Genomic DNA, 25777 nt, shown 5'->3' with positions numbered 1-25777 from the left:
CCGGCGTCCTTTGTTCGAAGGGCGCGCGGCCTTTATGTATGACCTCCGGCCAACGACGCCGGTCAGGACTGCCGGCGACCGCGATCGGCTCTCTCCGTTAATGGAGCCGCGCTCCCAGATCGCCGCTCGGCCAGTGCCCGACTGACTAGAATCCGAGCGTTTTCCTTTACTTGGGCGCAATCTGCGTGAATGCGCGCACCAGCACCGAATTGGTTAATTTTACCTTGTTTTAGCGTTTACCTTGCGTTCATCACTTCGAGCAGGCTTCCTGTCCCCCAACGAACGGCGCCCGGCGCCGTAACCGACAGGTCAGGTCAACATGGTGCGCTCGCTTTCTTCAGGCATCATCGCCGCTTCCAGCCTCACCGCTGCGCTCGTGCTCGGCGCATCAGTCGCCCAAGCCGGCGGCGGCTGCCGCGGCTCCGCTTGCTACAACCTCGTCAACACGCCGCCGGTGTACGGCACGATCGACGAGACCTACCAGGTCCGCCCGGCGCAGGTTCAGCGCCGCGTCGTGCCGGCCGAGTACGAGACGGTCACCGACACGGTGATGATCGCTCCCGAGCGCCGCATCCCACATCACCGCGCCGCCGTCTATGAGACGGTGACCGAGAAGGTGCTGATCTCATCCGCCACCCGCCGCTGGGAGGTGACCCGCGACGCCTGGGGCAACACGGTCGGCTGCTGGGTCGATGTGCCCGCCCGCTACGGCTACCAGAGCCGCCGCGTCGAGGTTTCACCCGCTACCATCGATTACGAGACGGTTCCGGCCGTCTACACGCAGCGTCAGCGCCAGGTGATGGTGCGCCCCACTCAGGTCGTGCGGGAGGAGATTCCCGCCGCCTACGAGACCCGGCAGCGCCAGGTGATGGTCAGCGCCGGTTCGCAGTACTGGTCCCGCTCGCGCTACTGAGCGAACCGACAGAGTTTCACGCAGACCCTTTTATACCCACGGAACGACCACTTTCACCCCGGCCCTCGCGCCGGGGTTTTTTCTTGGCCGGTTTTCCCACGGCGCAGAGCGCCGTCATCCCCAGGCACAGCAAAGCCGTGAGCCCGGAATCAGGAACCGCTGAATCTGATCGAAAACTGCGCAGATCGGCACCACCCCGAAAGGCGGCGGTTCCGGACCCCGGAATGGCGGCTATGCGCGATGTGACAGGAAGCGTCCGCTCAGGCGAGCTTGTCGCCGAGCAGGAGAACGCAAACGCCGACGACGAAAGCGAGGAAGCGAGCGGGCATGCGGACCAGCGTGCCCGGAGGACGGCCCGTCGCAAAACCGACGAGCAGTTCGACGATCCCCAGACCGAACAGCACGATGGCGAAAGGCGGCAGGGCTCCGTCCGGGGCGATGAGACCGGCCCGGACCGCCCAGGCGACGATCGTTCCAAGAACGGCGCCCAGCGCGATGAACAGAAGCTCGTTTCGCGACAGGCGCATCGTTTCGTCAGCGCCGGCGGAAGTTCTGGCGCGGAGCGGACGGACCGGGGCCCGCGGTCTTCTGGCGGAAGTTGATGCGGCCGCGATCAAGGTCGTAGGGCGACATCTCGACGATGACGCGATCGCCCGCGATGGTGCGGATGCGGTTCTTCTTCATCTTGCCGGCGGCATAGGCCAGGATGATGTGATCGTTGTCGAGCTTCACCCGGTAGTTGCCGTCCGGGAGCACCTCGACCACGGTGCCGTCGAATTCAAGCAGTTCTTCTTTCGCCATCTGTCGTCCTTCGTGAGCCCTAGGGCGCGTGGGCGAGCCTTCGTCTCAGAGACTCGCCCTTGGTTCTGGTCGATCGCGCGTCAGCGCGCGCGCCGCCGGGCGCCGTTGGTGCGTGGTTGCTGTGTTCTTTGCTGCAAGAACGCGACGCCGCCAAGCCCTTCTTTTGCGGAAACGCCGTCTTTTCGCTGTGCCGCCTGCTCAGGGCGCGGGGCACGCTCGGGATGGCGCGGACGCTCGTGACGCTCCTGGCGCTGGCCGCCATTGGCAGGCTGGTTGCGCTGGCCGCCCTCAGCGGGCTTGCCGCCGCGCGGCTGCTGCTGCCCTTGCGGGCGAGCCTGCTGCTGGCCCTGCGGACGGGCACCTTGCTGGCCCTGCGGGCGGCCTGGACCACCACGTCCGCCACCGTTCTGCTGCTGGCCACGCCCGCCGCCGCGCTGGTTCTGCGGCGGCTTCTTCGGCGTGCGGCCATCCCAATAGGGCACCGCGCCGATCGGGGTGATCGCGACCTTGGTCAGCTTCTCGATGGCAGCGAGATCGCCGCGCTCTTCCGGCGTGCAGAAGGCGATGGCGAGGCCCGACGCGCCGGCGCGTGCGGTGCGGCCGATGCGGTGGACATAGGTCTCCGGCACGTTCGGCAGGTCGAAATTCACGACATGGCTGATGCCGTCGACATCGATGCCGCGCGCCGCGATGTCGGTGGCGACGAGGATGCGCAGGCTGCCGTCGCGGAAAGCGCCAAGTGCCCGCTCACGCTGGCTCTGGCTCTTGTTGCCGTGGATCGCGGCCGCTTCGATGCCTGACGCGCCGAGCTGACGCACGACCTTGTCGGCGCCGTGCTTGGTGCGGGTGAAGACGATGGCGCGCTCGAGCTCGGGCACGTTCAGTGTCTTCGCCAGCAGCGCCGGCTTGTCGCCCGGCTCGGTGAAGATGACGCGCTGGTCGATCTTCTCGGCGGTGGTCGCGACAGGCGCCACCGCGACCTCGACCGGATCGGTGAGATAGGCGGAGGCGATCTCGCGGATCGGCTTCGGCATGGTCGCCGAGAAGAGCAGCGTGTGGCGCTCCTTCGGGATCAGGGTCGCGATGCGGCGCAGCGCATGGATGAAGCCGAGGTCGAGCATCTGGTCGGCCTCGTCGAGGACGAGGAACTCGATCTCGCGCAGCGAGACGGCGCGCTGGTCGACGAGGTCGAGCAGGCGGCCGGGCGTGGCGACGAGGATGTCGACCTTCTCGCCGAGCGCGCGGATCTGCTTGCCGACGGGTACGCCGCCGAAGATCACCGTCGATTTCAGCGAGGTGTAGCGGGCATAGGTGCGGATGCTGGCTTCGATCTGGGCCGAGAGCTCACGCGTCGGCGACAGGATGAGCGCACGCACGGCGCGGGCCGGCATCTGGCGCGGCTTGGCGAGCAGGCGATGCAGCATCGGCAGCGAGAAGGCAGCGGTCTTGCCGGTGCCGGTCTGGGCGGCGCCGAGCAGGTCGCGGCCCTGCAGAATATGGGGGATCGCCTGCGCCTGGATCGGCGTCGGCGTTTCATAGCCCTCGGCCGCGAGCGCCTTGAGAAGGGGCTCGGCGAGGCCGAGATCGGTAAACTTGGTCAAGAAGGATCTTTCCGGACGCCGCGATGCGAGGGGCGCATGTGGGTTTCGGCTGCGCCGCAGGCTCGCATCCGGCCTGAATTCAAAAATAGTCGGACCTGCCGGCGAACCGCTAGCCACAGCGCCGGCAGGCTTGTCGTGGACCGGGGCCGCTATAGCATCGGACCGAAAAGCGGGTTCCACTTTTCGGAGAACTCCGATGCGATAACTAAGAGATCGATCATCGTGACCGCGTCCTATCGGACGCGCGATGATCTGGGCTCTCCCGGTCGATCAGGTATCAGCTCAGGCGACGACGAGGTTGCCGGCCGAGGTCTTGCCGGTCTTGCGATCGGCAACGAGTTCGTAGGAGACGACCTGGCCGTCGCGCAGCTCGCGGAGACCCGCGCGCTCGACAGCGGAGATGTGGACGAACACGTCCTGGCCGCCGTTCTCAGGGGTGATGAAGCCGTAACCCTTGGTGGCGTTGAACCACTTCACGGTGCCCTTTTCCATAGTTCTAGAATCCTTACGTTTCAGATCCGCGTATCGTTGCGACCCAGAGCTCGACGCGCGGACGTCTTGCAGTGGTATTGTAGCGATGTGTGGTGGATCTGAATCGTGCCCGCCGACCGGATTGCCCGCGCGGAGGATTGGCCAGAACCCGGCCGCATCTCGTCATACATCGGTGCGGATAGCACGAAATGCAAGAAGGGTCCAGCAAGGGCCGGAATCAGGCGCCTTGCCTAGACAAGGTCATCCGACTGCACATGCAGGGCCTGGGCGATCCGCTCCAGCTTCTCTGCAGCCGCACGCCGCGCGCCGGTCTCGATCTGGCTGAGATAAGGCTGCGACAGGCCAGCCGCCTGCGCGAGACCGCTGACGCTCAGGCCGCGATGCTCCCGCCAAACGCGGATCGGGCTTTCGCCTGCGAGAAGGCGTTCGACCATGGCAGCCGGCAGCAGCTCCTCCTCGCCCGCCTCCAGCCGCTCGCGGAAAGCCCGCACCGCGGCGCTATCGGCAGCGTCCTCGGCCGCGGCCAGCAGGAGCTGATAGTCCGCTTCCGAGAGCATCACCATCCGCTCACCATTGGGGGTCGTGAAGATTTGCGCGTTCATCGCCTCAAACTCCTATTCGTAGACGGAGCCACGCGGCGCGATCCTCAGGATGGCGATGACGCGACCGTCCTCGGAAAACAGGATGCGCCAATCACCGACCCGTAACCTGAAGATGCCGGCTTCGCCCTTCAATGCTTTCACATTGTTGGCCAGCGAGCCCGGATCGGCGGCATACTGGTCGATCTTCAGGCGGATCGTCGCGGCGACATTGGCAGGCATCCGCCGCAACGTCCGCACGGCCTCCCTGCTGTATGTCACCAGCTTCATGGCCAATCTATAGCAAATCTATTGCTAATTGCAATAGATTTGCTCAACGCAGGCGCTGCACGACGCTGCACAAACCGCCCAGGTCGGCCAGCGTGACGAAGCGATCATGCCCCGCCGGTTCCTCGGCATGCTCCAGGACCCAGGTCAATTCATGCGGCACATGGACGGCCCAGGAACCAGCCTCCAGCGCCGGCAGGATATCCGACTTCAGGGAATTGCCGACCATCATCGCCCGCCCTGCCCCGTCGCCATGGCGAGCGAAGATGCGACCATAGGTCTCCGGCTTCTTGTCGCTGACGATTTCCACGGCATGGAAGAAATCGCCGAGGCCGGACTGCGCGAGCTTGCGCTCCTGGTCGAAGAGATCGCCCTTGGTGATCAGCACCAGCCGGTAATCGCTGGACAGCGCTGCAAGCGTCTCGTGGACATGCGGCAAGGTCTCGACGGGATGAGCCGCCATTTCGCGCCCCGCGGCGAGGATCTCGCCGATGACGGAAGCCGGGACCTGTCCCCGCGTGATCTCGATCGCCGTCTCGATCATCGAGAGCACGAAGCCCTTGATGCCGAAGCCGTAGAAACCGAGATTGCGCTTCTCCGCTTCGAGCAGGCGGCCGGAAATCTCGGCCGCCTCGCCATGTTCGCCGAGCAACGCGACGAAGCGATCCTCCGTCATCCGGAAGAACTGCTCGTTCTGCCAGAGCGTGTCGTCGGCATCGAAGCCGATGGTGGTGAGCTTCGGCACGTCTGCCGTCTCCTTGCAATCAAGACCCTCTCCGGGCCGGCCACTTGCTCTGCCCGGAAATTGAACTAAGTCTAATGGCCTAAGTCCTGTGAGGCAGCCATGGACATCGTCAACATCCACGAAGCGAAGACGCATCTGTCCCGCCTTGTCGAGCGCGCCGCCAAGGGCGAGAGCTTTATCATTGCCAAGGCCGGCAAGGCCATGGTCAAGGTCGTCCCGGTCGATGCGCCCGATCAGAGCCAGATGCGCCGGATCGGCTTCCTGAGCGGGACCTTCGAGGTGCCCGACGATTTCGACCGCATGGGCGAGGACGAGATCGCGCATCTGTTCGGCGCCGGCTCATGAAGCTGCTGGTCGACACGCATCTGCTGCTTTGGCTCGCGCTGGGCTCCAGCAAGCTTTCAACGCAGGCCCGCACCGTCATCGAGGATGCCGGCAACAGCCTGTTCTTCAGCGCCGCGAGCATCTGGGAGGTCGCGGTCAAGCGCGGGCTTGCTCGCGACGATTTCACGGTCGATCCGCGCCTCCTGCGCCGGGGCCTGCTCGACAACGGCTATGAAGAACTCGCCATCGACAGCCGGCATGCGATCGCGACGCTCGACCTGCCGCCTTTGCACAAGGACCCGTTCGATCGCATCCTCGTCGCCCAAGCCATGGTGGAAGGCATGACGCTGACGACGGCCGACGAAGCCGTCGCACGCTACCCCGGAACGATCCTCAGGGTCTGAACTAAAGCGCGACGTTCGGGAAACGGGCCTCAACGGATACACTGCTTCGGCAGTTCCATCCGCTCCCAGGCCGCATAGGCCGAAGCGTCGAGCACGCGCAGTTCGATCGGCATCTCCCGAAAACCCTTGCCGGAGATCGCGGTCGCTTCCCCGCGGAAGAGCCCTTCCTTCTCCGGCTTGATGTCGACGACATCGAGCAGGCCGGGAATGGCCGAGGACCGGATGCCCAGATCCGGCAGCGACCATTCGTGGATGACGTCGTCCGAGGTCAACTGGAGGCGTGTCGGCTCGCCGGCAGGCAGCATGAGCGGCCCCGGAATCGTGCAATCCGTATCGCTTGCGGCCGTCGGCAGCCGGTAGCGATAGCTCCAGCCGAATTGCCGCCCCGTCACGAGGATCGTCCGCGCCGGAGCATCCGGGACCGGGCGCAGCAGAATATCCAGGGCCTTCTCGCAGCCCTCGCGCATCGGTGCCGGCTTCTGGGCACAGACGCGCGACCACTCCTCAGTGCCCGGCGCGGCGAAGGCCGCACCGGACGTCATCAGGAGGCCGGCAAGCCCGGCGCACCATCGGCGCGCCGGGCGCGCGATCACGCGTCCTTGGCCTTGATCGCGCCCAAGGCCGCCTGCGCGGCGGCAAGACGCGCAATCGGCACGCGAAAGGGCGAGCAGGAGACGTAGTCGAGGCCAACGCTCTCGCAGAAGCCAATCGATGCCGGGTCGCCGCCATGCTCGCCGCAGATGCCGAGCTTGATGCCGGAGCGGGTCTTGCGGCCGCGCTCGGCGGCGAGCTTCACCAATTCACCGACGCCGTCCTGATCGATGGTGACGAAGGGATCGGCGTCGAGCAGGCCCTTGGCGGTGTAGGAGCCGAGGAAGGAGGAGGCGTCGTCGCGGCTGATACCGAGCGTCGTCTGCGTCAGGTCGTTGGTGCCGAAGGAGAAGAACTCGGCGCTCTCGGCGATCTCGGCGGCGCGCAAGGCGGCGCGCGGCAATTCGATCATGGTGCCGACCTGATAGTCGATCTTCGTGCCGCTCTCCTCGATCACGGCCTTGGCCATGGCGTCGATGCGGGCCTTGACGAGGTCGAGCTCGGGCTTGCCCATGACGAGCGGCACCATCACCTCGGGGATCACCGGCTTGCCGGTTTCCTTGGCGGCGATGACCGCCGCCTCGAAGATGGCGCGGGCCTGCATCTCGGCGATCTCGGGGAAGGCCACCGCGAGACGGCAACCGCGGAAGCCGAGCATCGGGTTGAATTCGTGCAGTTCGGCCGCGCGATGCTTCAGCGCGTCCGGGGTGACGCCGAGCGCAGCGGCGACCTCGCCGATCTCCTTCTCGCCATGCGGCAGGAACTCGTGCAGCGGCGGATCGAGCAGGCGGATTGTCACCGGCAGGCCGCTCATGATGCTGAAGAGCTGGACGAAGTCCTGGCGCTGCACCGGCAGGAGCTTGGCGAGCGCGGCCCGCCTGCCCTTGTCGTCATGGGCGAGGATCATCTCGCGGACGGCCTGGATGCGATCCCCTTCGAAGAACATGTGCTCGGTGCGACAGAGGCCGATGCCCTCGGCGCCGAATTCGCGGGCCGTCTTCGCATCCTCGGGGGTCTCGGCATTGGCGCGGACCTTGAGGCGCCGGACCTTGTCGGCCCAGCCCATCAGGGTCGAGAATTCACCGGAGAGCTCCGGCTTCTGCATCTTGATCTCGCCGAGCAGGACCTGGCCATTGCCGCCGTCGATGGTGACGAAATCGCCGGCCTTCAGCGTGGCCGGGCCGACGGCGAGCGTGCCCTTGGCATAATCGATGCGGATCTGGCCGGCGCCGGAGACGCAGGGCTTGCCCATGCCGCGCGCGACGACCGCCGCATGCGAGGTCATGCCGCCCCGCGAGGTCAGGATGCCCTCGGCCGCGTGCATGCCGTGGATGTCCTCAGGCGAGGTCTCGACGCGGACGAGGATGACCTTGCGGCCAGCCTTCTTCGCAGCTTCGGCATCGTCGGAATTGAAGACGATCTCGCCGGCGGCGGCGCCGGGCGAGGCCGGCAGGCCGGTGGTCAGCACGCGGCGCTCGGCCTTCGGATCGATGGTCGGGTGCAGGAGCTGGTCGAGCGCACCGGGCTCGACGCGGCCGACCGCCTCCTCCTGCGTGATCAGCCCTTCGGTCGCAAGCTCGACCGCGATGCGGAGCGCTGCCTTGGCGGTGCGCTTGCCGGACCGGGTCTGCAGCATCCAGAGCTTGCCCTCCTGGATGGTGAACTCCATGTCCTGCATGTCGCGGTAATGCTTCTCGAGGATGCCGTAGATCCGGCAAAGCTCGGCATAGGCCTCCGGCATCTCCCGTTCCATCGAGGGCTTGTCGGAGCCCGCCTCCTTGCGGGCGGCCTCGGTGATGTCCTGCGGCGTGCGGATGCCGGCGACGACGTCCTCGCCCTGAGCGTTGATCAGGAACTCGCCATAAAGCGCGTTCTCGCCGGTCGAGGGATTGCGGGTGAAGGCGACGCCGGTCGCGGAGGTGTCGCCCATATTGCCGAACACCATCGACTGGACGTTGACCGCCGTGCCCCAGCTCGCCGGTATGCTGTTCAGCTCGCGATACTTGATGGCGCGGGCGTTCATCCAGGAGGAGAACACGGCGCCGACGGCGCCCCAGAGCTGCTTCTCGGGCTCCTGCGGGAAGTCGGAGCCGAGCTCCTTCTTCACGATCTCCTTGTACTTGCCGACCAGCAGCTTCCAGTCGGCGGCCTTGAGATCGGTGTCGAGATGGAGGCCCTTGCGCTCCTTGTAGTCCTCCAGCGCCTCCTCGAAGAGGCCGTGGTCCACGTCGAGCACGACGTTGGAATACATGGTGATGAAGCGGCGATAGCTGTCCCAGGCGAAACGTTCGTCGCCCGAGGCCTTCGCGACAGCCTCGACCGTCTCGTCGTTGAGACCGAGATTGAGGACAGTGTCCATCATGCCCGGCATCGAGGCGCGGGCACCGGAGCGGACCGAGACGAGCAGCGGATTGGCCGGGTCGCCGAAGGTCTTGCCGGTGAGCTTGCCCATGCCGGCGAGCGCGGCCTTGACCTGCCCGTCGAGCTCGGCCGGGAAGCTTTTGCCGTTGTCGTAATAGGCCGTGCAGACCTCGGTGGTGATGGTGAAGCCGGGCGGAACGGGCAGGCCCAGATTGCTCATCTCGGCGAGGTTCGCGCCCTTGCCGCCGAGCAGGTTCTTCATTCCCGCCTCACCCTCGGCCTTGCCGTCGCCGAAGGTATAGACCCACTTCCCACCTGCCATCACATAGCCTCTTCTGTTCAACCGGACGAGGCAAACGCCGCGCCGGCGTGAAAGTTTCGTGTGCGTGCCGCCAATGACTCAGGGTCATCGGCCGCGGGGATGAGGCGCTCATGCCCAAAACGACATGAACAATCAATGAGCGTGTGCAGCATCGGCTGATGCAGCGCAATAGCACGGCTGGGTTGCGTCAGGCTCCCTCCCCGCGCGCGGCCCGGGGCCAGCGCAGCGGCCAGTTGACGATGCGCTCGGCGACCTCTTCCTCGGGAACCTCATCCTCGTTGGCGAAGACGCGGCCGCGCACGGAGACGCCGGCCGCAACCACCGTCTCGGGATCGCCGGAGACCAGCGGATGCCACCAGGGCAGATCCTTGCCTTCAGCGACGAGGCGATAGCCGCAGGTCGGCGGCAGCCAGGGCAGCGTGCGCACCTCCTCCGGCGTCAACGTCACGCAATCCGGCACTTTCTGCGAGCGGTTCGGGTAGTCCCGGCAGCGACAGGTGCCGGCCTCGAACAGGCGGCAGCCGACATCGGTCGCGAAGATGCGGCCGGTATCCTCATCCTCCAGCTTGACGAGGCAGCAGCGGCCGCAGCCGTCGCAGAGCGATTCCCATTGCTCGCTCGACATCGCCTCCAGCGGCGTCGTCAGCCAGAAGGGCTGATCTTTCGGCGGGGTCTGCGTCATGGCAGGCTTATGCGCCGACGGAAGCGAAGATGGAAGACCATCGAGCTCCACCCTAGGTCGGAATGGCACAGCATCCGGCGCAGTTTACGGTCCCAAAGGCGAAATTTACCGTCCCGCCTCTTATCCGGGCGCTAGCGATGCCTATGTGTCCATTCCCTGGCGCTCGCCTGTTGCCAAGACGCCAAGCTCGCGGCAGGACTTAGGCGGGGGCCATTCGGAAAGCCTGGAACGCCATGGAGTTCAGGAAGGCGGGCTGGAGGACGCGGCTGAAGCGCTTCGCGCTGGCCGCCGACTCATGGCTGGACGCCAGCCTGTGGGGCGCCGGGCGCCGCGCCGGCGAAATCCATGAGCGCATCCGCAGCATCGCCGATCGCCTGACTGTCAGCGGCGGCAAGCGCATCGCCGCCGAAGTCGCCAGCGAAGGGCTTAATATCGGCATCGTCGGCGCCATTTTCGTGCTGGCGCTGGCGCTGCCCTCTTTCCGGATCGGCAACGAGGAAGCGCTCAAGAACCAGGTCTTCGCCGTCACCTTCCTCGATCGCTACGGCACGCCGCTCGGCCATCGCGGCGCTCGGCATGACGATTCGCTCAAGCTGGAGGAGATGCCGGACCATCTGCTCAAGGCCGTGCTCGCCACCGAGGATCGCCGCTTCTACGATCATTTCGGCATCGACCTGATCGGCACCTCGCGGGCGCTGCTGGTCAATACACGCGCCTCCGGCGTCGTCCAGGGCGGCTCGTCGCTGACCCAGCAGCTCGCCAAGAACCTGTTCCTCAACAACGAGCGCTCGCTCGACCGCAAGATCAAGGAAGCTTTCCTCGCCCTGTGGCTGGAAACGCGGCTGAGCAAGAACGAGATCCTCAAGCTCTATCTCGACCGCGCCTATATGGGCGGCGGCACCTTCGGTGCTGCTGCGGCGGCGGAATACTATTTCGGCAAGTCGGTGCGGGACGTCACGCTGGCCGAGGCCGCTATGCTCGCCGGCCTGTTCAAGGCACCGACGAAATACGCTCCGCATGTCAACCTGCCGGCGGCGCGCGCGCGCGCCAACGACGTGCTCAACGCCATGGTCGATGCCGGTTTCATGACGGCCGGCCAGGTCGACAGCGCCAAGCGCAACCCGGCGACGCCGATCGACCGCAAGCGCGATTCCAGCCCGGATTACTATCTCGACTGGGCCTTCGACGCGGTGAAGGAGCTCGCGTCCGAGGGCAAGCTCGGCGCCGACCGCGTGCTGACCGTGAAGACGCCGCACGACACCGCGATCCAGGAGCGCGCCGACGAGGCGATCGAGTCGATCCTGCGCCAGCATGGCCCGGCCTATCGCGTGAAGCAGGCGGCGACCGTCGTGATGGACCCGGACGGGGCGGTGCGCGCCATCGTCGGCGGCCGCGACTACGGCGCGAGCCAGTTCAACCGGGCAACCGCGGGGCAGCGCCAGCCCGGCTCCTCGTTCAAGCCCTTCGTCTATGCCGCCGCGCTCTCGGCCGGGCTCTACAAGCCGAACACCATCGTCACCGACCGGCCGGTCTGCATCGGCAACTGGTGCCCGAACAATTACGGGCGCTCCTATGCCGGCTCGATGCCGCTGACGGTGGCGCTGGCGAAGTCGATCAATACGATCCCCGTGCAGATGTCGATCGCCATCGGCCGCGCTACGGGCGAGACGCATGAGGCCCGCGCGGCCACGATCGGCCGCAAGAAGATCATCGAGACGGCCCATGCCATGGGCCTGACCACGCCACTGACCGACACGGTCTCCCTGCCGATCGGCGCGGGCGAGGTCACGGTGATCGACATGGCCGCCGGCTATTCCGTGCTCGCCAATGGCGGGCGCCGGGCCAAGCCCTATGCCGCGCTCGAGATCGCCAATTCGCAGGGCGAGGTGATCTACCGCCATGACCGCGACGAGCCGGAGCCGAAGCAGGTGCTGAGCCCGCAGGTGGCGCAGGACATGAACTTCATGCTCTCGAAGGTGCCGACCGAAGGCACCGCCCGGCGCGCCGCGCTCGACGGCGTCGTCACCGCCGGCAAGACCGGCACGACCAACGGCTACAAGGACGCCTGGTATGTCGGCTATTCCGGCAATCTCGTCGGCGCCGTCTGGTTCGGCAACGACAATTCCGCCGAGACCGCGAACATGACCGGCGGCTCGCTGCCGGCGATGACGTGGAAGGAGATCATGCAGTTCGCCCATCAGGGGCTGGAGCTGAAGCCCATCCCCGGCGTGCCCGCAGTCGATCCGAAGAGCGCAGCGATCGCCAAGGCCGGCAGCGCCGCGACGCCGGCAGCCACGGTATCCGGTCCCGGCGCCGGCCATATGCCGCGCCAGTCTTTCGAGGTGCTCTCGGCCGTCGGCTCGCTGTTCAAGGCTGTGGAGCCGCGGCGCGTCGCCAGCCGCCCGGTGCAGGTCGGCATCCGCGAAATCTCGGGGAACGAGCCGCGGGTGCGCTGAGGCTGTTGACGTCAGCGGGTGCGGCGGATCAACTCCGCCGCGGAAGCCTCTCCCAGGCGGAAGGACAGCGTGCGGATTCTCGATCTCGCCTATATCCTCGCCCTCGGGGCCGGGCTTGGCCTCGGCTCCGCGCATTGGGCCGTTGCCGGGCGCCCCGCCATCGGCAAGGTCGAGGTCGGGGCCTGGACGGCGTGGCCACGCAGCGGCAGCCGCGAGGTCGATCCCTATATGCGCGCCTATCTCGCCCGCGGCGTGCATCTGCCGTTCGGCTCCGGCGAGGGGCTAGAGCTGATCGCCGAGCGGGACGATGCGGGGCGAGCGCTGGACGGGCGCTGCCGCTACCGGCTCTCCGGCGCGACGCCGACGACGCGCGGCTGGACCGTCGGCATCACCGATGGCGACGGGCTACCTTTCCGCCTGCCGCTTGAGCGCACAAGCTTCACCGATTCGGAGATCGTCCGGCCGGAGAACGGCGGCCTCGCCATCGTCGCTTCCTCTGCCCCGGAGGCCGGCAGCTGGCTGCCGCTGCCGGCGAGCGGGCGCTTCCAGATCCGTCTGCGGCTCTACGACACGCCGATCTCCAGCCAGACCGGCGAGACGCGCGCCAGCAACCTGCCGCGCATCACGCGCGTCGATTGCCGATGACCGCCGTCAGCCAAGATCCGCCGGAACGGCGCAACGCGCCCTTCGCCGGCTGGCGGCAACGCTTGCGCGCTGGATTCGCGCGCTTCGTCATGACGACGCTGGCCGGGCTCATCCTCGCGGCGATCGTGCATATCGTGACGGTGCTGGCGATTCCCGCCCTCTCCCGGCACGACGCGGCCCATGCCTATCGCGAGCTCGGCACCGAGGGGCATGCGGAGCCGGTGCCCTCGCCCGGCAACAGCCGCGGCCTGCCAGCCTTGCGGGAGGCCGATCCCCATGTCGTCACCGCCATCTGCAGCTACGACCTCTCGGCCGGGCCGATGCGGATCGTCGCCCGCACCGGCACGCTGCCGCTTGGCCTGACATTGCACCGGCAAGGCGGTGGCGTGCTCTACGCGATCACCGACCGCGCGGCGATCCGCGGCACGCTCGAATTCCTGGTGATGACCGAGGCCCAGCGCGACGAACGCATCGCTGCCGACGAGGAGGGCGAGACCAGCCGGGAGCTGCGCATCGTCTCGGATACCGAGCAGGGCCTGCTCGTCGCGCGGGTCCTGCAGCGCCTGCCCTCGGACAGGGCGGATGCGGAAGCGCTTGCGACCGGCGTCGCCTGCGGGGCGGCGAACTAAGAGGCTCTAAGCTAGCCCTTGTAGACGACGGGGCGCTTGCCGCCTTCGCCGAAGGCGCCGTTGAGCTGCATCTGGCAGAGCGGCTTGGCTTCCATCTCCAGCGCCATGATCGCGCGCTCAGCCTTCACGGCCTCACGAGACGGCATCTCGACGACGAGATTGGCGAGCGCATAACGGTAGCTGCGGATGCGGAAATCGATGCGCTCGCAGACCCAGAAGACGAGCCCTTCGTTCTCGACGACGCGCGCCATCGCCGGTTCCTGCTTGTCGGCCGGAACATCGGGAGAGGATTCGGCCGTGCGCATGCGCACCCGGTCCATGTTCACGACGCGCCCCGCATTGGCGCGGAAGGGGCCGATCAGCAGGCGGTCGGCATTGGCGTCCTCCGCCAGCCGGTTGTAGCGCGAGGCCTGCGAGGCAAAGGACATCGAGGTCAGCGCCCGGAAATAGTCGCCGACATCGGTCGACTGGGCCGCGACCGGCAGGATGCGGGTATGGGCGAGATTGGAGACCTCGCCCTGGAAGACGCTGCGCTCGTGGCCGGGCATGACGAAGCGCCAGGCGCGGTCACGCATCTGCTCCTCGTCATCGGTCAGGCGGAAATAGGATGTCTGCTCGCCGCGCATGGTGGCGGACCAGAAACCCGCTTCGGGCGCGATGAGCTGCGTCCAGACCGTCGGCCGCGGACGGCCGAGGTCGCCCGTGGTGGCGGTGCAGGCCGAAACCGACGCGGCCGCCAGCAAGGCAAGCAGCAGCTTGGCCGGCCCTCGTGTCACGCAGGCTGCCTGCGGGCGCTCTTGCGCGGGGCGACCTTGCGGGCCCGCCCGGCGGAGGAGGTCTTGGCGGCCGGCTGCCGGGCCTCGGGCGCGCGCTCGTAACGAACGCCCGTGAAAAACAGGATCTCCGCCGTCTGCGGCGGAAGTGAAGAGGCCGAAGCCTGCTGCGGGCGCCGCTGCGGCGCAAAGGGGATGACGACGGCCATGATGCGCCTCCTTATCCAGCGCCAGAGTTGCAACGCGAAGGCAGGCGAGGTGCGGGCAGCACCGAGTCGCAAGGCCCCGCAAGCTCATCAGGCCCGGACATGGTTAACGCGGCCTTAACGGTCGGGGATTAATAGTGCTGCATCTTCGGTTTCCCGGTCCGAGTCTGCCATGCCTGCATCCGTTTCCCAGGAACTCGCCGACCTCGCCCGCCTCGCGCGGGAAGGCGGGCTCGACCTCAGCCCGATCTCGCTGCGGGTCAAGGCGGATCTGCTGCTGTCGTCGCCACAGCCCTCGCCTGCCGATCTTGCCGCCTTCAGCGAGATGGCCGAGGCGCTGCTGCCGGGCATCGACGAGGCGACGGCGCTGATCCTGGCCCGCAAGCTCGCCGGCTGGCCGCAGACGCCCGCGCCGGTGCTCGCCGGGCTCGCCGCGAAGGGCGGCGCCGTGCTGGCCGAGCTCCTGCGCCACAGCATGCCCGTCGCGGAAGCAGAGATCGAACGCCTCGTCGAAACCGGCGACGAGGCGATGCGCGCGGCGCTCGCCGTCCGCTCCGACCTTTCGGCCCAGGCCGTCCTCATGCTGGTCGCTCATGAAAGCAGCGCGCTCGACCTCGCCCTGATCGCCAATCACAATGCCCCGATGCCACGCGCGGCCGTCGACAGCCTGATCGCGCGGGCGCGGACGGAGCCCGCCTACCGGCCCGGCCTGCTGGCACGTCCCGACCTGTCCAATCTCGAGCTCGCGCCGCTCTTCCTCCATGCCGGCGCGGAGAGGCGCCTCGCGGTCCTCGAATCGCTGATGGCGCGCGAGGCCCTGCATCCCAGCGAAAGGCGGCCTGCCCTGACCGGCCCGGTCTTCGCCGGCTGGCTCGACCTCGCGGCTGAGGATCGCGGCAGCGCCTTTGCGGCCATCGCCGAGCATCTCGGCGGCGGCGGAGCACTCGCTGCCGCCATGGCCGGCGACGCGTCACGGGACCTTGCGGCGCTTGCGCTGACCGCCAGCGGCACCACGGTCGAGGAAGCGACGCGCTTCCTGATCCGGCTCGGCGACGATGCCGCCCATTCGGTCGAACGGATCTTCGCGCTGGTCGCACTGATGCGCTCGGTGAGACCCGCCATCGCCTTCCGCCTGGCCATGCTCATCGCCGGCACGAGCACCGCCGCGCCGCAACGCCGGGGCCAGCACCAGCCGGCCATGGACCCCAGCGGAACGCCGGCACGCGCCGGCGCCGCCCGGCCCGATGCCCAGCCGGCCCTGTCGGACGTTCTTGGAAAGATCGGCCGGCGCGAGCGCGGCTGAGCCGGCGCGCTTCGGCGGGCTCTGTCAGCTCTCGACGAGCTGGAGGCGCGGGTCCCCGGCCCGGTTTTCGATCTCGACCAGCCAGAGGTCGCTGTCGAAACGCAACTCGCGATCGACGCGGTCTTCAACGGCGAGCGGATCGGCATCGAGCAGGAGCTGGAAACGGCGCTCGCCATCGTCCTCGGCCAGCGTCTGCGGGGCCGGGCCATAGAGCGCGGCGGTGCCGTCCAGCCGGTCGAGCTTGACGAAGATGGCGCCTGCCTCGCGCGCGCCGCGACGGCGCAGCACGGCGACGAGACCTTCGAGCCCCGCCTGGCGGATATAGGCCGAAACCCAGAAATCGCTGGTCAGGCGCGCCATCTCAGGCGCCCCGGATCACGTGCGAGGAGCTCCAGCGGAGCGGTTGGCAGACTTAACGTCCGCCGGCGGACGCAGGTCGCCGCCATTGATCAGGTCGGCGATCGGATCGCGCGCGGGAGCCGCCGCAGCACGGGGAGCAGCCGGGGCAACCGGTGCAGCGGCGCGCGGTGCGGCCTGGATGGGCGCGGGCGGGCGCGGCTGAGCCTCACGGGCAGTCTGCGTCTGCGAGAGGTCGGTGGGGCGCGCCGGCGGGCGGATCGGCTGCGCGGGCACTTCTGCCGCCGGAGACGGTGCGGGCGCCGGCTCGGCACGGCGCTCGGTCGTCGTCCGCGACTGGGAGGCCGGCGTAGAGGCGGAGAGCATCGGGGCGGGATGGCGCGCCTTCTGGAACATCAGCGCATTGGCGACGATCGCGACCGAAACGATGCCGAAGGTCAGCAGGATGAGCGCCCGGCCCGGCCGCTTGCCGGCGGCGCGCGCGACGCGGCCGAGCCAGGACGTCTTGCGGCGCGCCGGCTGGGCGCGGCGCACCGGAGCGGAGAGAGAAGCGCCGGAATGGGCGCGGGCTGCCATGGTCATCGACATTACGTCAGCTCGTCTTCAAGCGGTCAGGCGGAGAGGTTCTTTGGTTTCGAGGCCCCGGCGCGGAGCCCGGGCGAAGGTCACGATCTTGGCAGGCTGCTCGAGGCCCTCGGTGCCGCCGACCGGCAGCCGGACCGAGACGCGCGTGCCGACGCCCGGCGCGCTCTCGACCGTCAGGCGGCCGCCATGCAGGCCGACGAGCCCGCGTACCACGGAGAGGCCAAGCCCGGTGCCCTCATGGGTCCGGTCATAGGCGCCCTTGGCCTGGAAGAAGGGATCGCCCAGCTTGGGCAGGTCGGCGGCGGCGATGCCGATGCCGGTATCGGCGACGGACAGGTCGATGGTGTCGCCGTCACGCACGACAGCGAGCGTCACCCGGCCGCCGGCCGGCGTGAACTTGATGGCGTTGGACAGGAGGTTGAGCACGACCTGCTTCAGCGCGCGCCGATCGCCTTCCATCGCGGGTAGCGCCGGCCCGACCACGCGCTCCAGCGCGATGCCGCCGGTCTCGGCCCGCAGCGCCATCAGCGTGCAGCAATCCTGCGTCATCGCGGCAAGATCGAGCGGCTCGCGCTCGATGGTCATCGCGCCGCTCTCGATCTTCGAGATGTCGAGCAGCGTGTTCACGACCTCGAGCAGGTGATGGCCGGAGGCGTGGATGATACGGGCGTATTCCAGGCGCTTTTCGGCATCGAGCCAGCCATTGTCCTCGGTGCTCAGCATCTCCGAGAAGCCGATGATGGCGTTGAGCGGCGTGCGCAATTCGTGGCTCACCGTCGCCAGGAACTGACCCTTGACGTCGTTGGCCCTGAGCGCCTCGGCATGGCCGCGCTCGCGGGTCTCCTCGTCGGCGCGCCGCGCGGTCACGTCGCGCATCACGCAGACGACGGCGGCGCCATCCGCGGCCGCAGCGCCTGCGACGCGGCAAGCCTGCATCTCCAGCCAGAGCGAAACCGGCAGGCGGGCGCCGCCCGCGACCTCACGCGGCACGAAGAGCGTGCGGAAGCAGACCGTCACGCCTTCCCGGCCATGGGCGGCATCGCTCAAAGCCTTCAGGAAGAGCGGCCGGTCGGCGATATGGACGCGCTCGAACAGGCCTCGTCCGAGCAATTCGCGCGGATCGGCACCGGCGAGCGTGCGCGCCGCCGCATTGGCGAAGACGACCGCGCCACTGGCGTCGTGCCAGGTGACGAGATCGCCGACATGATCGAGCAGAAGCTGCGAACGCGCATCGGAGACGCGCTGCTCGCGCTCCTCGGCATGGCGCCGGCGCAGCAGCACGGCCGTCACGACCAGGGCCTGGGCGAGCGCGGAAACAGCCAGAAGCGGCACGGCCTCGCCTGTCCAGAACGTCGCCTCAGCGAAGGCCCCGAGCCAGTGCAAGCCCATGGCCGCGAACAACGCCGCCACGGCGATCCATCCAGCCCGCAGCATGAAGCCACGCGAACCGAAGAAGGCTGCCTCGACCGGCACGACGGCCAGCCAGAGCAGCAACGGCGACGACACGCCGCCGGTCGCGCCGGCCAGTGCCACGATGAAAAGCGACAGTGCCGCGGAAGACAGCGCATGCGCCGCGCCGAGACGACCGGTGCGGGAGACGAAGGCGACGGACAGGACCGCGAGAGCGGCGGCGACGATCATCGCCGCCTCGAAGGCGCCGGGCGCGCCGCGCCAGGCCAGATAAGCGGGAGCGAGGCCGAGCATGCCGCCGCCGACGAGCAGGCGCGACAGAACGAAACGTTCGTGACGCTGCCTTTCCGCCGGGTCCGGCTGCACCGATGCATGCACCAGTGCCGCCGCCTGTGTCCTCAATGCTGTCATCGCCATACGGAACGCAACGCCTTACTCTTGCGGATACCCCCATCCGCTTGGCTCAATCTCGTCATGGCGGGTTTAAGCGGGGCTTAAGGCGCCCGGCAGCGAAAGGGCCGACCAGATCGAGAGATCGAATTTTACGACGGCTTTTCATATAGTTATCTCAATTCGACTTGATTTTTCCGGTTCGACCGATGTTCATGGCAAGGTGAATGGAACCTGAAGATGATCCGCTGCATTCGACTCGCATTTGAGCGTTCGGAATGACGCGATTTTTCGATATCCCGGTCTAGGTTGTCCTCGCGGCGCACAGGAAGGCGCCGGCGACGGAGACCAACATGGCCTATCTGCTGCGCAAGATCGCGATCATCGGCCTGATCGCCGTGAATTCGCCCGTGCACAGCGGCAAGCCGGCCGATGCGGCCTTGCCGCAGGCCGTGCGGCAGGTCACCGAAACCGTTCGCACGGAGAGCCGCACCGTGGCCGGCAGCCTGACGGCCGCGCGCGAGGCGGCCGAAATCCTGGCAGGCATGGACCCCGCCCTGCGCGAGCGCATCCTGAACGCTGCGGCGACGGCCATGGTCGGGAAGCAGGGCGCACAGCGCTGACCGCTTGACGCCCTCCTGCAATCGCGGGAAGAGGCCGACATGACGACAAGCCTCGACGACATCGTCGCGAATTTCGAACTGCTCGAAGAGTGGGACGATCGCTATCGCTACCTCATCGAACTCGGCAAGAGCCTCGAGCCCCTGCCCGAGGAAGATCATGTCGACGCCAACAAGGTTCGCGGCTGCGCGAGCCAGGTCTGGCTCGTCGCGCATCGCGCGGGCGGCAACGGGCCGCAGACGCGGCTGCACTTCGTCGGCGACAGCGACGCCCATATCGTGCGCGGGCTCGTGGCGCTGGCACTGGCGATCTTCTCCGGGCGGGAGGCTTCCGAAATCCTCGCGACCGACGCCTTCGCCATCTATGAGCGCCTCGGCCTCGCCGCCCATCTCACGCCGCAGCGCTCGAACGGGGTGCGCGCGATGATCGACCGGATCAAGCGCGACGCCCAGGCAGTGGCTGCGGCCTGAACGTATTCAGCCGGTTGCCGGGAACTCGCTCGGCCGGGCGCCATCTGCCTGCCAGCTGCGTAATCCGGCCTGCCGACTGCGGCGATCAAGGCCGTAATGCGTCACCAGCGCCGCCAGCGCGACGCGCAGCACGACCTTGGCCGAGCGCGGCGGCCAGCGGCGCTCCTTCTCGACGAGATCGAGCCCTTTGAGAAAGCCGCAGATGTCGATCGCCAGGCCCGAGAGCTCCGGCCCGAGGCGATCGCAGGCGAGCCTGACGCGCTGACGCGCCGCAAGCGCCGTGTCGGACGAGCCTGCGACGTCGCGTGGCCCTGTACTGGCCTGATCCGGCGTGAAGGCGGCATCCCAGTTCATCGTCGTGCGCGGCAGCATGCCCGCCAGGGTGATATCGGCCCGGAAACGCTCCCCCGCCGCGAATTCCGCATCGCTGATCTGCGGCCTGCCATCCTTGCCCGGCCGGCGATGCAGCCAGAGCAGCGGGCTCTCGCGATCATCCATGGCGGGGGCCTGCGGCCTATCCGCCTGAGACCGGGTCTCCTCCGTGGGTGTCGAGCCCGGCTCCGACGCGGCAAGGCCGAGCCGGGCAGCGCCTCCCTTGGCCCACCAGGCCACGAGGCCTTCGGCTTCCAATGCCGCGACCGATTCCGGAGAGACATAGCCGGCGCCGAGGCTGGTTCCGCTGACAGTGCGGAAAAGCGCGATGCGGCCGCAGCCCAGAGGCGATACGAGGCCGTAGCACCCCGGTCCTGCGAGATGCTTCAGCAGCCGATTGCGCTCGTTGCGTTGGGTTTCGCCGGTCATCGCCCGGCCTCCACGACCGGACCGCCGAGCTTCGCCATCGTGGCGAGGAGAGCAGCTTCGAGCGCCGTCAGACCGAATTCGAGCTGGGGATCGTCGCGACGGTCCTCGATGAGAGCGCAGGCATGGCGGACGGTCGTGCGGTCCCGGCCGAAACAGACGCCGACACGGGTCAGGCTGAGGCCGAAGGCCACATGCGAAAGATACATCGCCGTCTGACGGGCGAGCGCGATCGGTTTCCGGCCCCGGCTCGCGGAACGCAGGCCGGCCAGCGAGATGCGGGCCGCCGCCACGGTCGTCACTTCCGCCAGGCGCGCGCCGGCCGTTGCGCGCAGGACAGCTTGCGGTTGGTCGCCTTGAATGTTCATGATATGTTCCTATTCGAGCCTGCCACGCCTGCACGGCGAGGCATCACAGAAATAGGATTATATTCTTAATTCTCGCTTGGCAAGCCCGCAGCCTGCCTTATCCCCGCCCCTCCCCGCGAGGCACAACAAAAAAGCCGCCGAGATCATCGGCGGCCTTTTCATCTTGAAGTATTCCGAGCCTCTCGGCGCTCCTCCGAGCAACCGAAGAAACTCACCGATGCGGCGTGCCTTACGCCGGAGCCATTGCTCAGCGGCGCTTGCGGCGCTGCTGGCCGAGGCCCATCTTCTTCGCAAGCTGAGAGCGCGCCTCGGCATAGTTCGGCGCAACCATCGGATAGTCCGGCGGCAGGCCCCACTTCTCGCGATACTGCTCGGGCGACATGTTGTACTGCGTGCGCAGGTGGCGCTTCAGCGACTTGAACTTCTTGCCGTCTTCCAGGCAGATCAGGTAGTCGGCCGTGATCGACTTCTTCACGGGGATGGCGGGCTTGGGAGCCTCGACCTGCACCACTGGCGCGGCGCCGCCGATCACGCGGCTCAGCGCCGAGTGAACTTCGCTGATCAGGGCCGGCAGATCGGAGGCCGGCACGGAGTTGTTGGAGACGTAAGCGGAAACGATATCCGCCGTCAGTTCAATGAAATCCGCTCCATCGGTCTCGGTCATGGCGATGTCTCTCCTTATCGTTCTTGGTAACGTTTTACGCTGATCGCCCACCGCCTCGCACCCGACAGCCTGATAAATACTACCAATAGTGGGTCAAGCACCATCGGCCCAGAATCGGACAATGCGGACTGATCGAGGTATGCGTTTATTCGATACTGTTTAGTTGTGCAAGTCAGCATATCTCAACAATTGAGACACTCAAAGCTCAACAAATCATCATTCAGATGCTGCGCTGCACTGGCCGGAAAACCAAAGCCGCTGCGGCCTGAATGTCTTGCAAGCTGTTCCCGCCGCCTCTACCTGTCGCGTCCCAAGTCGGAGATCGTCATGAGCACGGATCAGGCACGCCACGCCCCAAGCAAAGCGACCCGCAGGCGGGGACGCCTGCCGTCGCCGCCACTGGCTGAGGTCCGGACAACGGAGACCCGGGTCCATGGCGTCACCTTGCGCGACGATTATGGCTGGCTGCGCGCCAACAACTGGAAGGATGTCCTGCGGGAACCCGATGTCCTGCCTGCCGACATTCGCGGTTATCTCGAGGCCGAGAATACCTATTGCAAGGCGCTGATGGCACCAACCCGCGCCTTGCAGAAGGACTTGATCAAGGAAATGCGCGGCCGGATCAAGGAGGACGATTCGAGCGTCCCGCAGCCGGACGGGCCGTTCCTCTACTATTCACGTTATCGCAAGGGCGCCGAACATCCGCTGATCTGCCGCAAGCCGCGCGGCATGGCAGGCAAGGCCGGCCGAGCGGGCGAACAGATCATGCTCGATGCCGATGCCCTGGCGGAAGACAAGGATTTCTTCGACCTCGGCGATGCGCAGCACAGCCCCGACCATCGCCTCCTGGCCTGGAGCTCGGACGAAGCCGGCTCGGAGCTGCATGCGATCCGCATCAAGGACCTGGAAAGCGGCAGCGAGCTGCCGGATCGCGTCGAGGATACCACCGGCGAGATCATCTGGGCCCGCGATTCCCGCTCGTTCTTCTATGTCGCGCTCGATGACGATCATCGCCCCTCGCGGGTGAAGCGCCACCGCCTCGGAGAGCCCGCCGAGACCGACGAATTGCTCCACGACGAAGGCGATGCCGGCATGTTCGTCGATATCGACAAGACCCAGTCCGGCCGCTTCCTGCTGATCACGATCGGCGACCACGAAACCTCGGAAACACGGATCCTCGACCTCGACCGGTCAGATGCGCAGCCGGTGCTCGTCGCAGGCCGCGAGCCGGGGCGTCAGTATAGTCTGGAGCATCACGGCGACGTCTTCGCGATCCTGACCAACGCCGACGGGGCCGAGGACTTCAAGATCGTCACGGCTCCCGTCGACGCCCCGGTTCCGGCGAACTGGCGCGACCTGATCGCGCACCAGCCGGGACGCCTCGTCCTCGACCATGTCTGCCTGAAGGGGCGCCTGATCCGGCTCGAACGCGAGGACGGACTGCCACGCATCGTCATCCGCGATCTCGCGAACGGCTCGGAAAGCAGCATCGCCTTCGACGAGGAAGCCTACGCGCTCGGCATGGATGCCGGCTACGAATTCGAGACCGATACGCTGCGCTTCATCTATGCCTCGATGGCGCGGCCGGCCGAAACCTATGATTACGACCTCGCCACCGGCGAGCGCACCCTGCTGAAGCGGCAGGATGTACCATCCGGCCATGATCCCGCGAAGTATAAGGTCCGTCGCATCTTCGCCACGGCGGCGGACGGGGCAAGCGTGCCGATCTCGATCCTGCACCGGGCCGATCTCGCGCTCGACGGTAGCGCGCCTTGTCTGCTCTACGGCTACGGCTCCTATGGCTCGGCGATGTCGGCCTCGTTCCGGACGCGGCCGCTCAGCCTCGTCGATCGCGGCTTCGTCTACGCGATCGCCCATGTGCGCGGGGGCACCGAGAAGGGCTGGGGCTGGTATCTCGACGGCAAGCGCGAGAACAAGCGCAACACCTTCACCGATTTCATCGCGGCTGCCGGAGCGCTGACCGACGCCGGCTTCACCCGGCGCGGCCGCATCATCGCCGAGGGCGGCAGCGCCGGCGGGATGCTGATGGGTGCGGTCGCCAACATGGCGCCTGAGCTGTTCGCAGGGATCGTCGCCGAAGTGCCCTTCGTCGACGTGCTCAACACCATTCTCGACGACACCTTGCCGCTGACGCCACCGGAATGGCCGGAATGGGGCGACCCGATCCGCGACGTGAAGGCGTTCGAGACCATCCGCAGCTATTCGCCCTATGACAATGTCACCGCACAGGCCTATCCGCCGATCCTCGCGATGGGCGGGCTGACCGATCCGCGCGTGACCTATTGGGAACCGGCGAAATGGGTCGCCCGGCTGCGCGCCACGATGACCGGCGGCGGGCCGGTGATGCTGCACACCAATATGGAAGCCGGCCATGCCGGCTCGGCCGGGCGCTTCGACTCGCTGAAGGAGACGGCGCTGGCCTATGCCTTCGCCATCCACACGGTCGGCGAAGGCTGGGACGCGGCGAAGGGCGTCTGATCAGACGCCCAGCCGGCTCTTCTCGCTGGCGAGATAGACCTTGAGCTCGTCCATCGAGGCGAAGCTGTACTCGCCATCGGGCGTCCGCGCCCGGATCGAGCCATCGGCGTAGATGGTGAAATGCGCGTCGCCGACCTGATAGGCGCCGACGATGCCCTCATCGGACGCCGGACGGGAATCCGCGGCAGCAGGAGCCTCGTCGACAGGCGGTTCCTCGGCCACGACAGGCGCGGCGGCTTCCGCCGGCTCGAAATCGTCAGCTTCCTTGTCAGCAAGCATGTCGGCAGCGGCTTCCGGTTCGGCAGCAACGGCCTCGGCCGGCGCATCGAAGGCGGGAGCTTCGGTTCGCGGCGGCCAGATCGGAGCCTCGTCGGCCGCAGCCGGCTCCGGCTCTTCGGCCGGCGGCGTGTCGAGCCAGGGCTCGCGGCGCGGCGAAGCGCGATCCATCCAGGACTCCGCCACGGCGAAGGGGTCCGGTTCCGCGGAAAAGGAGGGCTCGATACGGCCGGTTTCGCGCTCCGGCTCGTTCAAATGGCCCGCGAGGCTCGCGCGCAAGGCGCTGAACTCGTCGAGTTCGCCTTCGCCTTGGGCCGCAACCGGTGTTTCCGCCGCCTCGACAGGCCCCGTCGGCTGCTCGTCTGCGGCGGGTTCATCCGAAGCCCGATCGTCGACGGGAACCTGTTCATCATGCCGCGTGAAGGCCCAATCCTCGTCCGAAAATTGGACTGCGGCCTTGGCTCGTTCGTCCGGCTCGTGCAGTTCGGCCTCGATCTCGACCGGAGTCTCGGCGGGCTCCGGCGGTAGTGCCGGCAGATCTTCCGGCAGCGACAACGGCGCTTCGTCGAACATGTCGGGCAGCGGTTCGGCCGGTTCGGCCACAGCGGGAACGGCTTCATGAGCCTCCTCGGACTCATCCTCGGCAGCCGGCTCCTGCTCCTCCAGGCTGCGCGTCACGAGCGCGCCGAACAGATCGCGGTCCGTGGAGGCGGGCGCCGGCGGGGCTTCGTCGTCGGAGGCGGCGAGAGCCTGTGCCACGGCGCCCGTCGCAACAACGCCAGCCGCCGCACCGATTGCTGCGGGAGCTGCCACGCGCGCGAAGGAGGGATATTCAGCCGGCATGGATGCAGCCGGCGGGGGCTCCGCCACCACGACCTCCGGAGCCGGCTGTTCGGGACGAAGCGCCAGCGCCTCGACCAGCGCGCGCCGGACGGCCCTGATTTCCTTCAGAACCCAGGCGAGCGAAAGCAGGATCAGGCCGGCGCTGCTCGCGATCGAGCCGATAATGACCTGGGTGAACCCCCGCTCGAGCACCAGATAGGGCCAGCCGTCATAGATGGCATAGGCACCACCGCCGGACAGGATCAGGCCCAGAATGGTAAAAATCGCGATCAATTCGGTATCCTTGCAGGGCCTGACCGGCGCCGGGCCGTAGCGAGCGTCGCGTCACTATCTAACGTATTGAATAAGGGAGAGTTTCCAATCGAGAGGGCTTAGGGCGAGA

Annotated in this window: 29 protein-coding genes; 10 read left to right on the top strand and 19 right to left on the bottom strand. The window is 67.3% G+C overall.

The features are described from left to right. Positions 1 to 319 precede the first annotated feature (319 nt). On the top strand, positions 320 to 913 hold the full coding sequence (locus AC07NY_RS14575) for a hypothetical protein (protein ID WP_492284165.1): 594 nt from the start codon (positions 320 to 322) through the stop codon (positions 911 to 913). 260 nt (positions 914 to 1173) lie between these two features. Here AC07NY_RS14575 and AC07NY_RS14570 read toward each other — a convergent pair whose 3' ends face one another. The 7 genes from AC07NY_RS14570 to AC07NY_RS14540 form a co-directional block, all read right to left on the bottom strand. Further along, a complete protein-coding gene (locus AC07NY_RS14570; protein ID WP_492284166.1) occupies positions 1174 to 1440 on the bottom strand; it encodes a hypothetical protein in 267 nt (88 codons plus the stop codon). Positions 1441 to 1447: 7 nt separating this feature from the next. Beyond that, positions 1448 to 1714 carry a translation initiation factor IF-1 gene (infA, locus tag AC07NY_RS14565; protein ID WP_492284167.1) on the bottom strand — a complete coding sequence of 89 codons (267 nt, stop codon included), beginning with the start codon at positions 1712 to 1714 and terminating at the stop codon, positions 1448 to 1450. Between the two features lie 80 nt (positions 1715 to 1794). Then, on the bottom strand, positions 1795 to 3315 hold the full coding sequence (locus AC07NY_RS14560; protein ID WP_494584416.1) for a DEAD/DEAH box helicase: 1521 nt from the start codon (positions 3313 to 3315) through the stop codon (positions 1795 to 1797). Between the two features lie 282 nt (positions 3316 to 3597). After that, complete coding sequence (locus AC07NY_RS14555; RefSeq protein WP_047578161.1) at positions 3598 to 3807, bottom strand: cold-shock protein; 210 nt, start codon at positions 3805 to 3807, stop codon at positions 3598 to 3600. A gap of 230 nt (positions 3808 to 4037) precedes the next feature. Beyond that, a complete protein-coding gene (locus AC07NY_RS14550; protein WP_494584415.1) occupies positions 4038 to 4409 on the bottom strand; it encodes a helix-turn-helix domain-containing protein in 372 nt (123 codons plus the stop codon). A 12-nt stretch (positions 4410 to 4421) separates the two neighbouring features. Further along, positions 4422 to 4676 (bottom strand): type II toxin-antitoxin system RelE family toxin, encoded by a 255-nt coding sequence (locus tag AC07NY_RS14545; RefSeq protein WP_492284170.1) that lies wholly within the window; start codon positions 4674 to 4676, stop codon positions 4422 to 4424. Between the two features lie 43 nt (positions 4677 to 4719). Continuing rightward, positions 4720 to 5418 carry an HAD family hydrolase gene (locus tag AC07NY_RS14540; protein ID WP_494584414.1) on the bottom strand — a complete coding sequence of 233 codons (699 nt, stop codon included), beginning with the start codon at positions 5416 to 5418 and terminating at the stop codon, positions 4720 to 4722. A gap of 99 nt (positions 5419 to 5517) precedes the next feature. Here AC07NY_RS14540 and AC07NY_RS14535 point away from each other — a divergent pair, with 99 nt between their 5' ends. Then, entirely contained in the window at positions 5518 to 5763 is a 246-nt protein-coding gene (locus AC07NY_RS14535; protein ID WP_494584413.1) for a type II toxin-antitoxin system Phd/YefM family antitoxin, read from the top strand. Beyond that, the gene (locus AC07NY_RS14530; protein WP_494584412.1) at positions 5760 to 6146 is read left to right on the top strand and encodes a type II toxin-antitoxin system VapC family toxin; all 387 of its coding nucleotides are present in this window, start codon (positions 5760 to 5762) and stop codon (positions 6144 to 6146) included. Before AC07NY_RS14535 ends, AC07NY_RS14530 begins: the two co-directional genes overlap by 4 nt. A 29-nt stretch (positions 6147 to 6175) precedes the next feature. Here AC07NY_RS14530 and AC07NY_RS14525 read toward each other — a convergent pair whose 3' ends face one another. The 3 genes from AC07NY_RS14525 to AC07NY_RS14515 form a co-directional block, all read right to left on the bottom strand. After that, a complete protein-coding gene (locus tag AC07NY_RS14525; RefSeq protein WP_494584411.1) occupies positions 6176 to 6739 on the bottom strand; it encodes a cytochrome c oxidase subunit II in 564 nt (187 codons plus the stop codon). Further along, entirely contained in the window at positions 6736 to 9420 is a 2685-nt protein-coding gene (gene ppdK / locus AC07NY_RS14520) for a pyruvate, phosphate dikinase (protein WP_494584410.1), read from the bottom strand. The genes AC07NY_RS14525 and ppdK overlap by 4 nt, the downstream gene beginning before the upstream one ends. Positions 9421 to 9607: 187 nt before the next feature. Beyond that, a complete protein-coding gene (locus tag AC07NY_RS14515) occupies positions 9608 to 10102 on the bottom strand; it encodes a YcgN family cysteine cluster protein (protein WP_492284173.1) in 495 nt (164 codons plus the stop codon). A gap of 233 nt (positions 10103 to 10335) precedes the next feature. Between AC07NY_RS14515 and AC07NY_RS14510 the strand changes: the two genes are divergently transcribed. The 3 genes from AC07NY_RS14510 (at position 10336) to AC07NY_RS14500 (ending at position 13832) form a co-directional block, all read left to right on the top strand. Beyond that, entirely contained in the window at positions 10336 to 12558 is a 2223-nt protein-coding gene (locus AC07NY_RS14510; protein ID WP_494584408.1) for a transglycosylase domain-containing protein, read from the top strand. A 69-nt stretch (positions 12559 to 12627) separates the two neighbouring features. Continuing rightward, positions 12628 to 13203, top strand: a complete 576-nt coding sequence (locus tag AC07NY_RS14505; RefSeq protein WP_494584407.1) for a DUF1214 domain-containing protein — start codon at positions 12628 to 12630, stop codon at positions 13201 to 13203. Further along, on the top strand, positions 13200 to 13832 hold the full coding sequence (locus tag AC07NY_RS14500; protein WP_494584406.1) for a DUF1254 domain-containing protein: 633 nt from the start codon (positions 13200 to 13202) through the stop codon (positions 13830 to 13832). The genes AC07NY_RS14505 and AC07NY_RS14500 overlap by 4 nt, the downstream gene beginning before the upstream one ends. An 11-nt stretch (positions 13833 to 13843) precedes the next feature. Here the strand turns inward: AC07NY_RS14500 and AC07NY_RS14495 are convergent, their stop codons facing one another. Next, the gene (locus AC07NY_RS14495; RefSeq protein ID WP_494584405.1) at positions 13844 to 14608 is read right to left on the bottom strand and encodes a hypothetical protein; all 765 of its coding nucleotides are present in this window, start codon (positions 14606 to 14608) and stop codon (positions 13844 to 13846) included. Beyond that, complete coding sequence (locus tag AC07NY_RS14490; RefSeq protein ID WP_494584404.1) at positions 14605 to 14814, bottom strand: hypothetical protein; 210 nt, start codon at positions 14812 to 14814, stop codon at positions 14605 to 14607. The genes AC07NY_RS14495 and AC07NY_RS14490 overlap by 4 nt, the downstream gene beginning before the upstream one ends. A gap of 169 nt (positions 14815 to 14983) precedes the next feature. Here AC07NY_RS14490 and AC07NY_RS14485 point away from each other — a divergent pair, with 169 nt between their 5' ends. Then, positions 14984 to 16114, top strand: a complete 1131-nt coding sequence (locus AC07NY_RS14485) for a DUF2336 domain-containing protein (protein ID WP_494584403.1) — start codon at positions 14984 to 14986, stop codon at positions 16112 to 16114. 24 nt (positions 16115 to 16138) lie between these two features. Here AC07NY_RS14485 and AC07NY_RS14480 read toward each other — a convergent pair whose 3' ends face one another. From AC07NY_RS14480 to AC07NY_RS14470, 3 genes are read right to left on the bottom strand one after another with little or no spacing between them, the layout of a single operon-like run. Beyond that, positions 16139 to 16474: a DUF1491 family protein gene (locus AC07NY_RS14480; RefSeq protein WP_494584402.1), complete on the bottom strand. Its 336-nt coding sequence runs from the start codon at positions 16472 to 16474 to the stop codon at positions 16139 to 16141. 15 nt (positions 16475 to 16489) lie between these two features. Further along, positions 16490 to 17059 (bottom strand): hypothetical protein, encoded by a 570-nt coding sequence (locus AC07NY_RS14475; RefSeq protein ID WP_494584401.1) that lies wholly within the window; start codon positions 17057 to 17059, stop codon positions 16490 to 16492. A gap of 15 nt (positions 17060 to 17074) precedes the next feature. Next, entirely contained in the window at positions 17075 to 18883 is a 1809-nt protein-coding gene (locus AC07NY_RS14470; RefSeq protein WP_494584400.1) for a PAS domain-containing sensor histidine kinase, read from the bottom strand. Positions 18884 to 19209: 326 nt separating this feature from the next. Here AC07NY_RS14470 and AC07NY_RS14465 point away from each other — a divergent pair, with 326 nt between their 5' ends. Then, positions 19210 to 19479, top strand: coding sequence for a hypothetical protein (locus tag AC07NY_RS14465; protein ID WP_492284183.1), 270 nt, complete (start codon positions 19210 to 19212; stop codon positions 19477 to 19479). Positions 19480 to 19518: 39 nt separating this feature from the next. Beyond that, a complete protein-coding gene (locus AC07NY_RS14460; RefSeq protein WP_494584399.1) occupies positions 19519 to 19947 on the top strand; it encodes a SufE family protein in 429 nt (142 codons plus the stop codon). A 6-nt stretch (positions 19948 to 19953) separates the two neighbouring features. Here AC07NY_RS14460 and AC07NY_RS14455 read toward each other — a convergent pair whose 3' ends face one another. From AC07NY_RS14455 to AC07NY_RS14445, 3 genes are all read right to left on the bottom strand, one after another. Next, positions 19954 to 20748, bottom strand: coding sequence for a DUF6456 domain-containing protein (locus tag AC07NY_RS14455; protein ID WP_494584398.1), 795 nt, complete (start codon positions 20746 to 20748; stop codon positions 19954 to 19956). Next, positions 20745 to 21113, bottom strand: coding sequence for a helix-turn-helix domain-containing protein (locus AC07NY_RS14450; protein ID WP_494584397.1), 369 nt, complete (start codon positions 21111 to 21113; stop codon positions 20745 to 20747). The genes AC07NY_RS14455 and AC07NY_RS14450 overlap by 4 nt, the downstream gene beginning before the upstream one ends. A gap of 247 nt (positions 21114 to 21360) precedes the next feature. Then, a complete protein-coding gene (locus AC07NY_RS14445; RefSeq protein ID WP_257732537.1) occupies positions 21361 to 21777 on the bottom strand; it encodes a Ros/MucR family transcriptional regulator in 417 nt (138 codons plus the stop codon). 327 nt (positions 21778 to 22104) lie between these two features. Here AC07NY_RS14445 and AC07NY_RS14440 point away from each other — a divergent pair, with 327 nt between their 5' ends. After that, the gene (locus AC07NY_RS14440; RefSeq protein WP_494584396.1) at positions 22105 to 24276 is read left to right on the top strand and encodes a S9 family peptidase; all 2172 of its coding nucleotides are present in this window, start codon (positions 22105 to 22107) and stop codon (positions 24274 to 24276) included. On the opposite strand, the gene AC07NY_RS14435 is transcribed toward AC07NY_RS14440, so the two are convergent. Then, positions 24277 to 25668 (bottom strand): hypothetical protein, encoded by a 1392-nt coding sequence (locus AC07NY_RS14435; protein WP_494584395.1) that lies wholly within the window; start codon positions 25666 to 25668, stop codon positions 24277 to 24279. Between the last annotated feature and the right edge of the window lie 109 nt (positions 25669 to 25777).

The organism is Allobosea sp. GW821-FHT09G06, from assembly GCF_059416005.1.
The sequence above is the reverse complement of the archived record's forward strand: the minus strand, read 5'-3'. Positions and strand labels throughout refer to the sequence as shown.

What these genes read in the sequence shown, in the direction of transcription:
- AC07NY_RS14465 (WP_492284183.1), top strand. Translation starts at nt 19,210, where the DNA reads ATGGCCTATCTGCTGCGCAAGATCGCGATCATCGGCCTGATCGCCGTG.
- AC07NY_RS14490 (WP_494584404.1), bottom strand. Translation starts at nt 14,814, where the DNA reads ATGGCCGTCGTCATCCCCTTTGCGCCGCAGCGGCGCCCGCAGCAGGCT.
- AC07NY_RS14470 (WP_494584400.1), bottom strand. Translation starts at nt 18,883, where the DNA reads ATGGCGATGACAGCATTGAGGACACAGGCGGCGGCACTGGTGCATGCA.
- AC07NY_RS14460 (WP_494584399.1), top strand. Translation starts at nt 19,519, where the DNA reads ATGACGACAAGCCTCGACGACATCGTCGCGAATTTCGAACTGCTCGAA.
- AC07NY_RS14570 (WP_492284166.1), bottom strand. Translation starts at nt 1,440, where the DNA reads ATGCGCCTGTCGCGAAACGAGCTTCTGTTCATCGCGCTGGGCGCCGTT.
- AC07NY_RS14575 (WP_492284165.1), top strand. Translation starts at nt 320, where the DNA reads ATGGTGCGCTCGCTTTCTTCAGGCATCATCGCCGCTTCCAGCCTCACC.
- AC07NY_RS14445 (WP_257732537.1), bottom strand. Translation starts at nt 21,777, where the DNA reads ATGACCGAGACCGATGGAGCGGATTTCATTGAACTGACGGCGGATATC.
- AC07NY_RS14510 (WP_494584408.1), top strand. Translation starts at nt 10,336, where the DNA reads ATGGAGTTCAGGAAGGCGGGCTGGAGGACGCGGCTGAAGCGCTTCGCG.
- AC07NY_RS14545 (WP_492284170.1), bottom strand. Translation starts at nt 4,676, where the DNA reads ATGAAGCTGGTGACATACAGCAGGGAGGCCGTGCGGACGTTGCGGCGG.
- AC07NY_RS14480 (WP_494584402.1), bottom strand. Translation starts at nt 16,474, where the DNA reads ATGGCGCGCCTGACCAGCGATTTCTGGGTTTCGGCCTATATCCGCCAG.
- AC07NY_RS14440 (WP_494584396.1), top strand. Translation starts at nt 22,105, where the DNA reads ATGAGCACGGATCAGGCACGCCACGCCCCAAGCAAAGCGACCCGCAGG.
- AC07NY_RS14485 (WP_494584403.1), top strand. Translation starts at nt 14,984, where the DNA reads ATGCCTGCATCCGTTTCCCAGGAACTCGCCGACCTCGCCCGCCTCGCG.
- AC07NY_RS14530 (WP_494584412.1), top strand. Translation starts at nt 5,760, where the DNA reads ATGAAGCTGCTGGTCGACACGCATCTGCTGCTTTGGCTCGCGCTGGGC.
- AC07NY_RS14455 (WP_494584398.1), bottom strand. Translation starts at nt 20,748, where the DNA reads ATGACCGGCGAAACCCAACGCAACGAGCGCAATCGGCTGCTGAAGCAT.
- AC07NY_RS14550 (WP_494584415.1), bottom strand. Translation starts at nt 4,409, where the DNA reads ATGAACGCGCAAATCTTCACGACCCCCAATGGTGAGCGGATGGTGATG.
- AC07NY_RS14475 (WP_494584401.1), bottom strand. Translation starts at nt 17,059, where the DNA reads ATGTCGATGACCATGGCAGCCCGCGCCCATTCCGGCGCTTCTCTCTCC.
- AC07NY_RS14450 (WP_494584397.1), bottom strand. Translation starts at nt 21,113, where the DNA reads ATGAACATTCAAGGCGACCAACCGCAAGCTGTCCTGCGCGCAACGGCC.
- infA (WP_492284167.1), bottom strand. Translation starts at nt 1,714, where the DNA reads ATGGCGAAAGAAGAACTGCTTGAATTCGACGGCACCGTGGTCGAGGTG.
- AC07NY_RS14555 (WP_047578161.1), bottom strand. Translation starts at nt 3,807, where the DNA reads ATGGAAAAGGGCACCGTGAAGTGGTTCAACGCCACCAAGGGTTACGGC.
- AC07NY_RS14515 (WP_492284173.1), bottom strand. Translation starts at nt 10,102, where the DNA reads ATGACGCAGACCCCGCCGAAAGATCAGCCCTTCTGGCTGACGACGCCG.
- AC07NY_RS14535 (WP_494584413.1), top strand. Translation starts at nt 5,518, where the DNA reads ATGGACATCGTCAACATCCACGAAGCGAAGACGCATCTGTCCCGCCTT.
- ppdK (WP_494584410.1), bottom strand. Translation starts at nt 9,420, where the DNA reads ATGGCAGGTGGGAAGTGGGTCTATACCTTCGGCGACGGCAAGGCCGAG.
- AC07NY_RS14500 (WP_494584406.1), top strand. Translation starts at nt 13,200, where the DNA reads ATGACCGCCGTCAGCCAAGATCCGCCGGAACGGCGCAACGCGCCCTTC.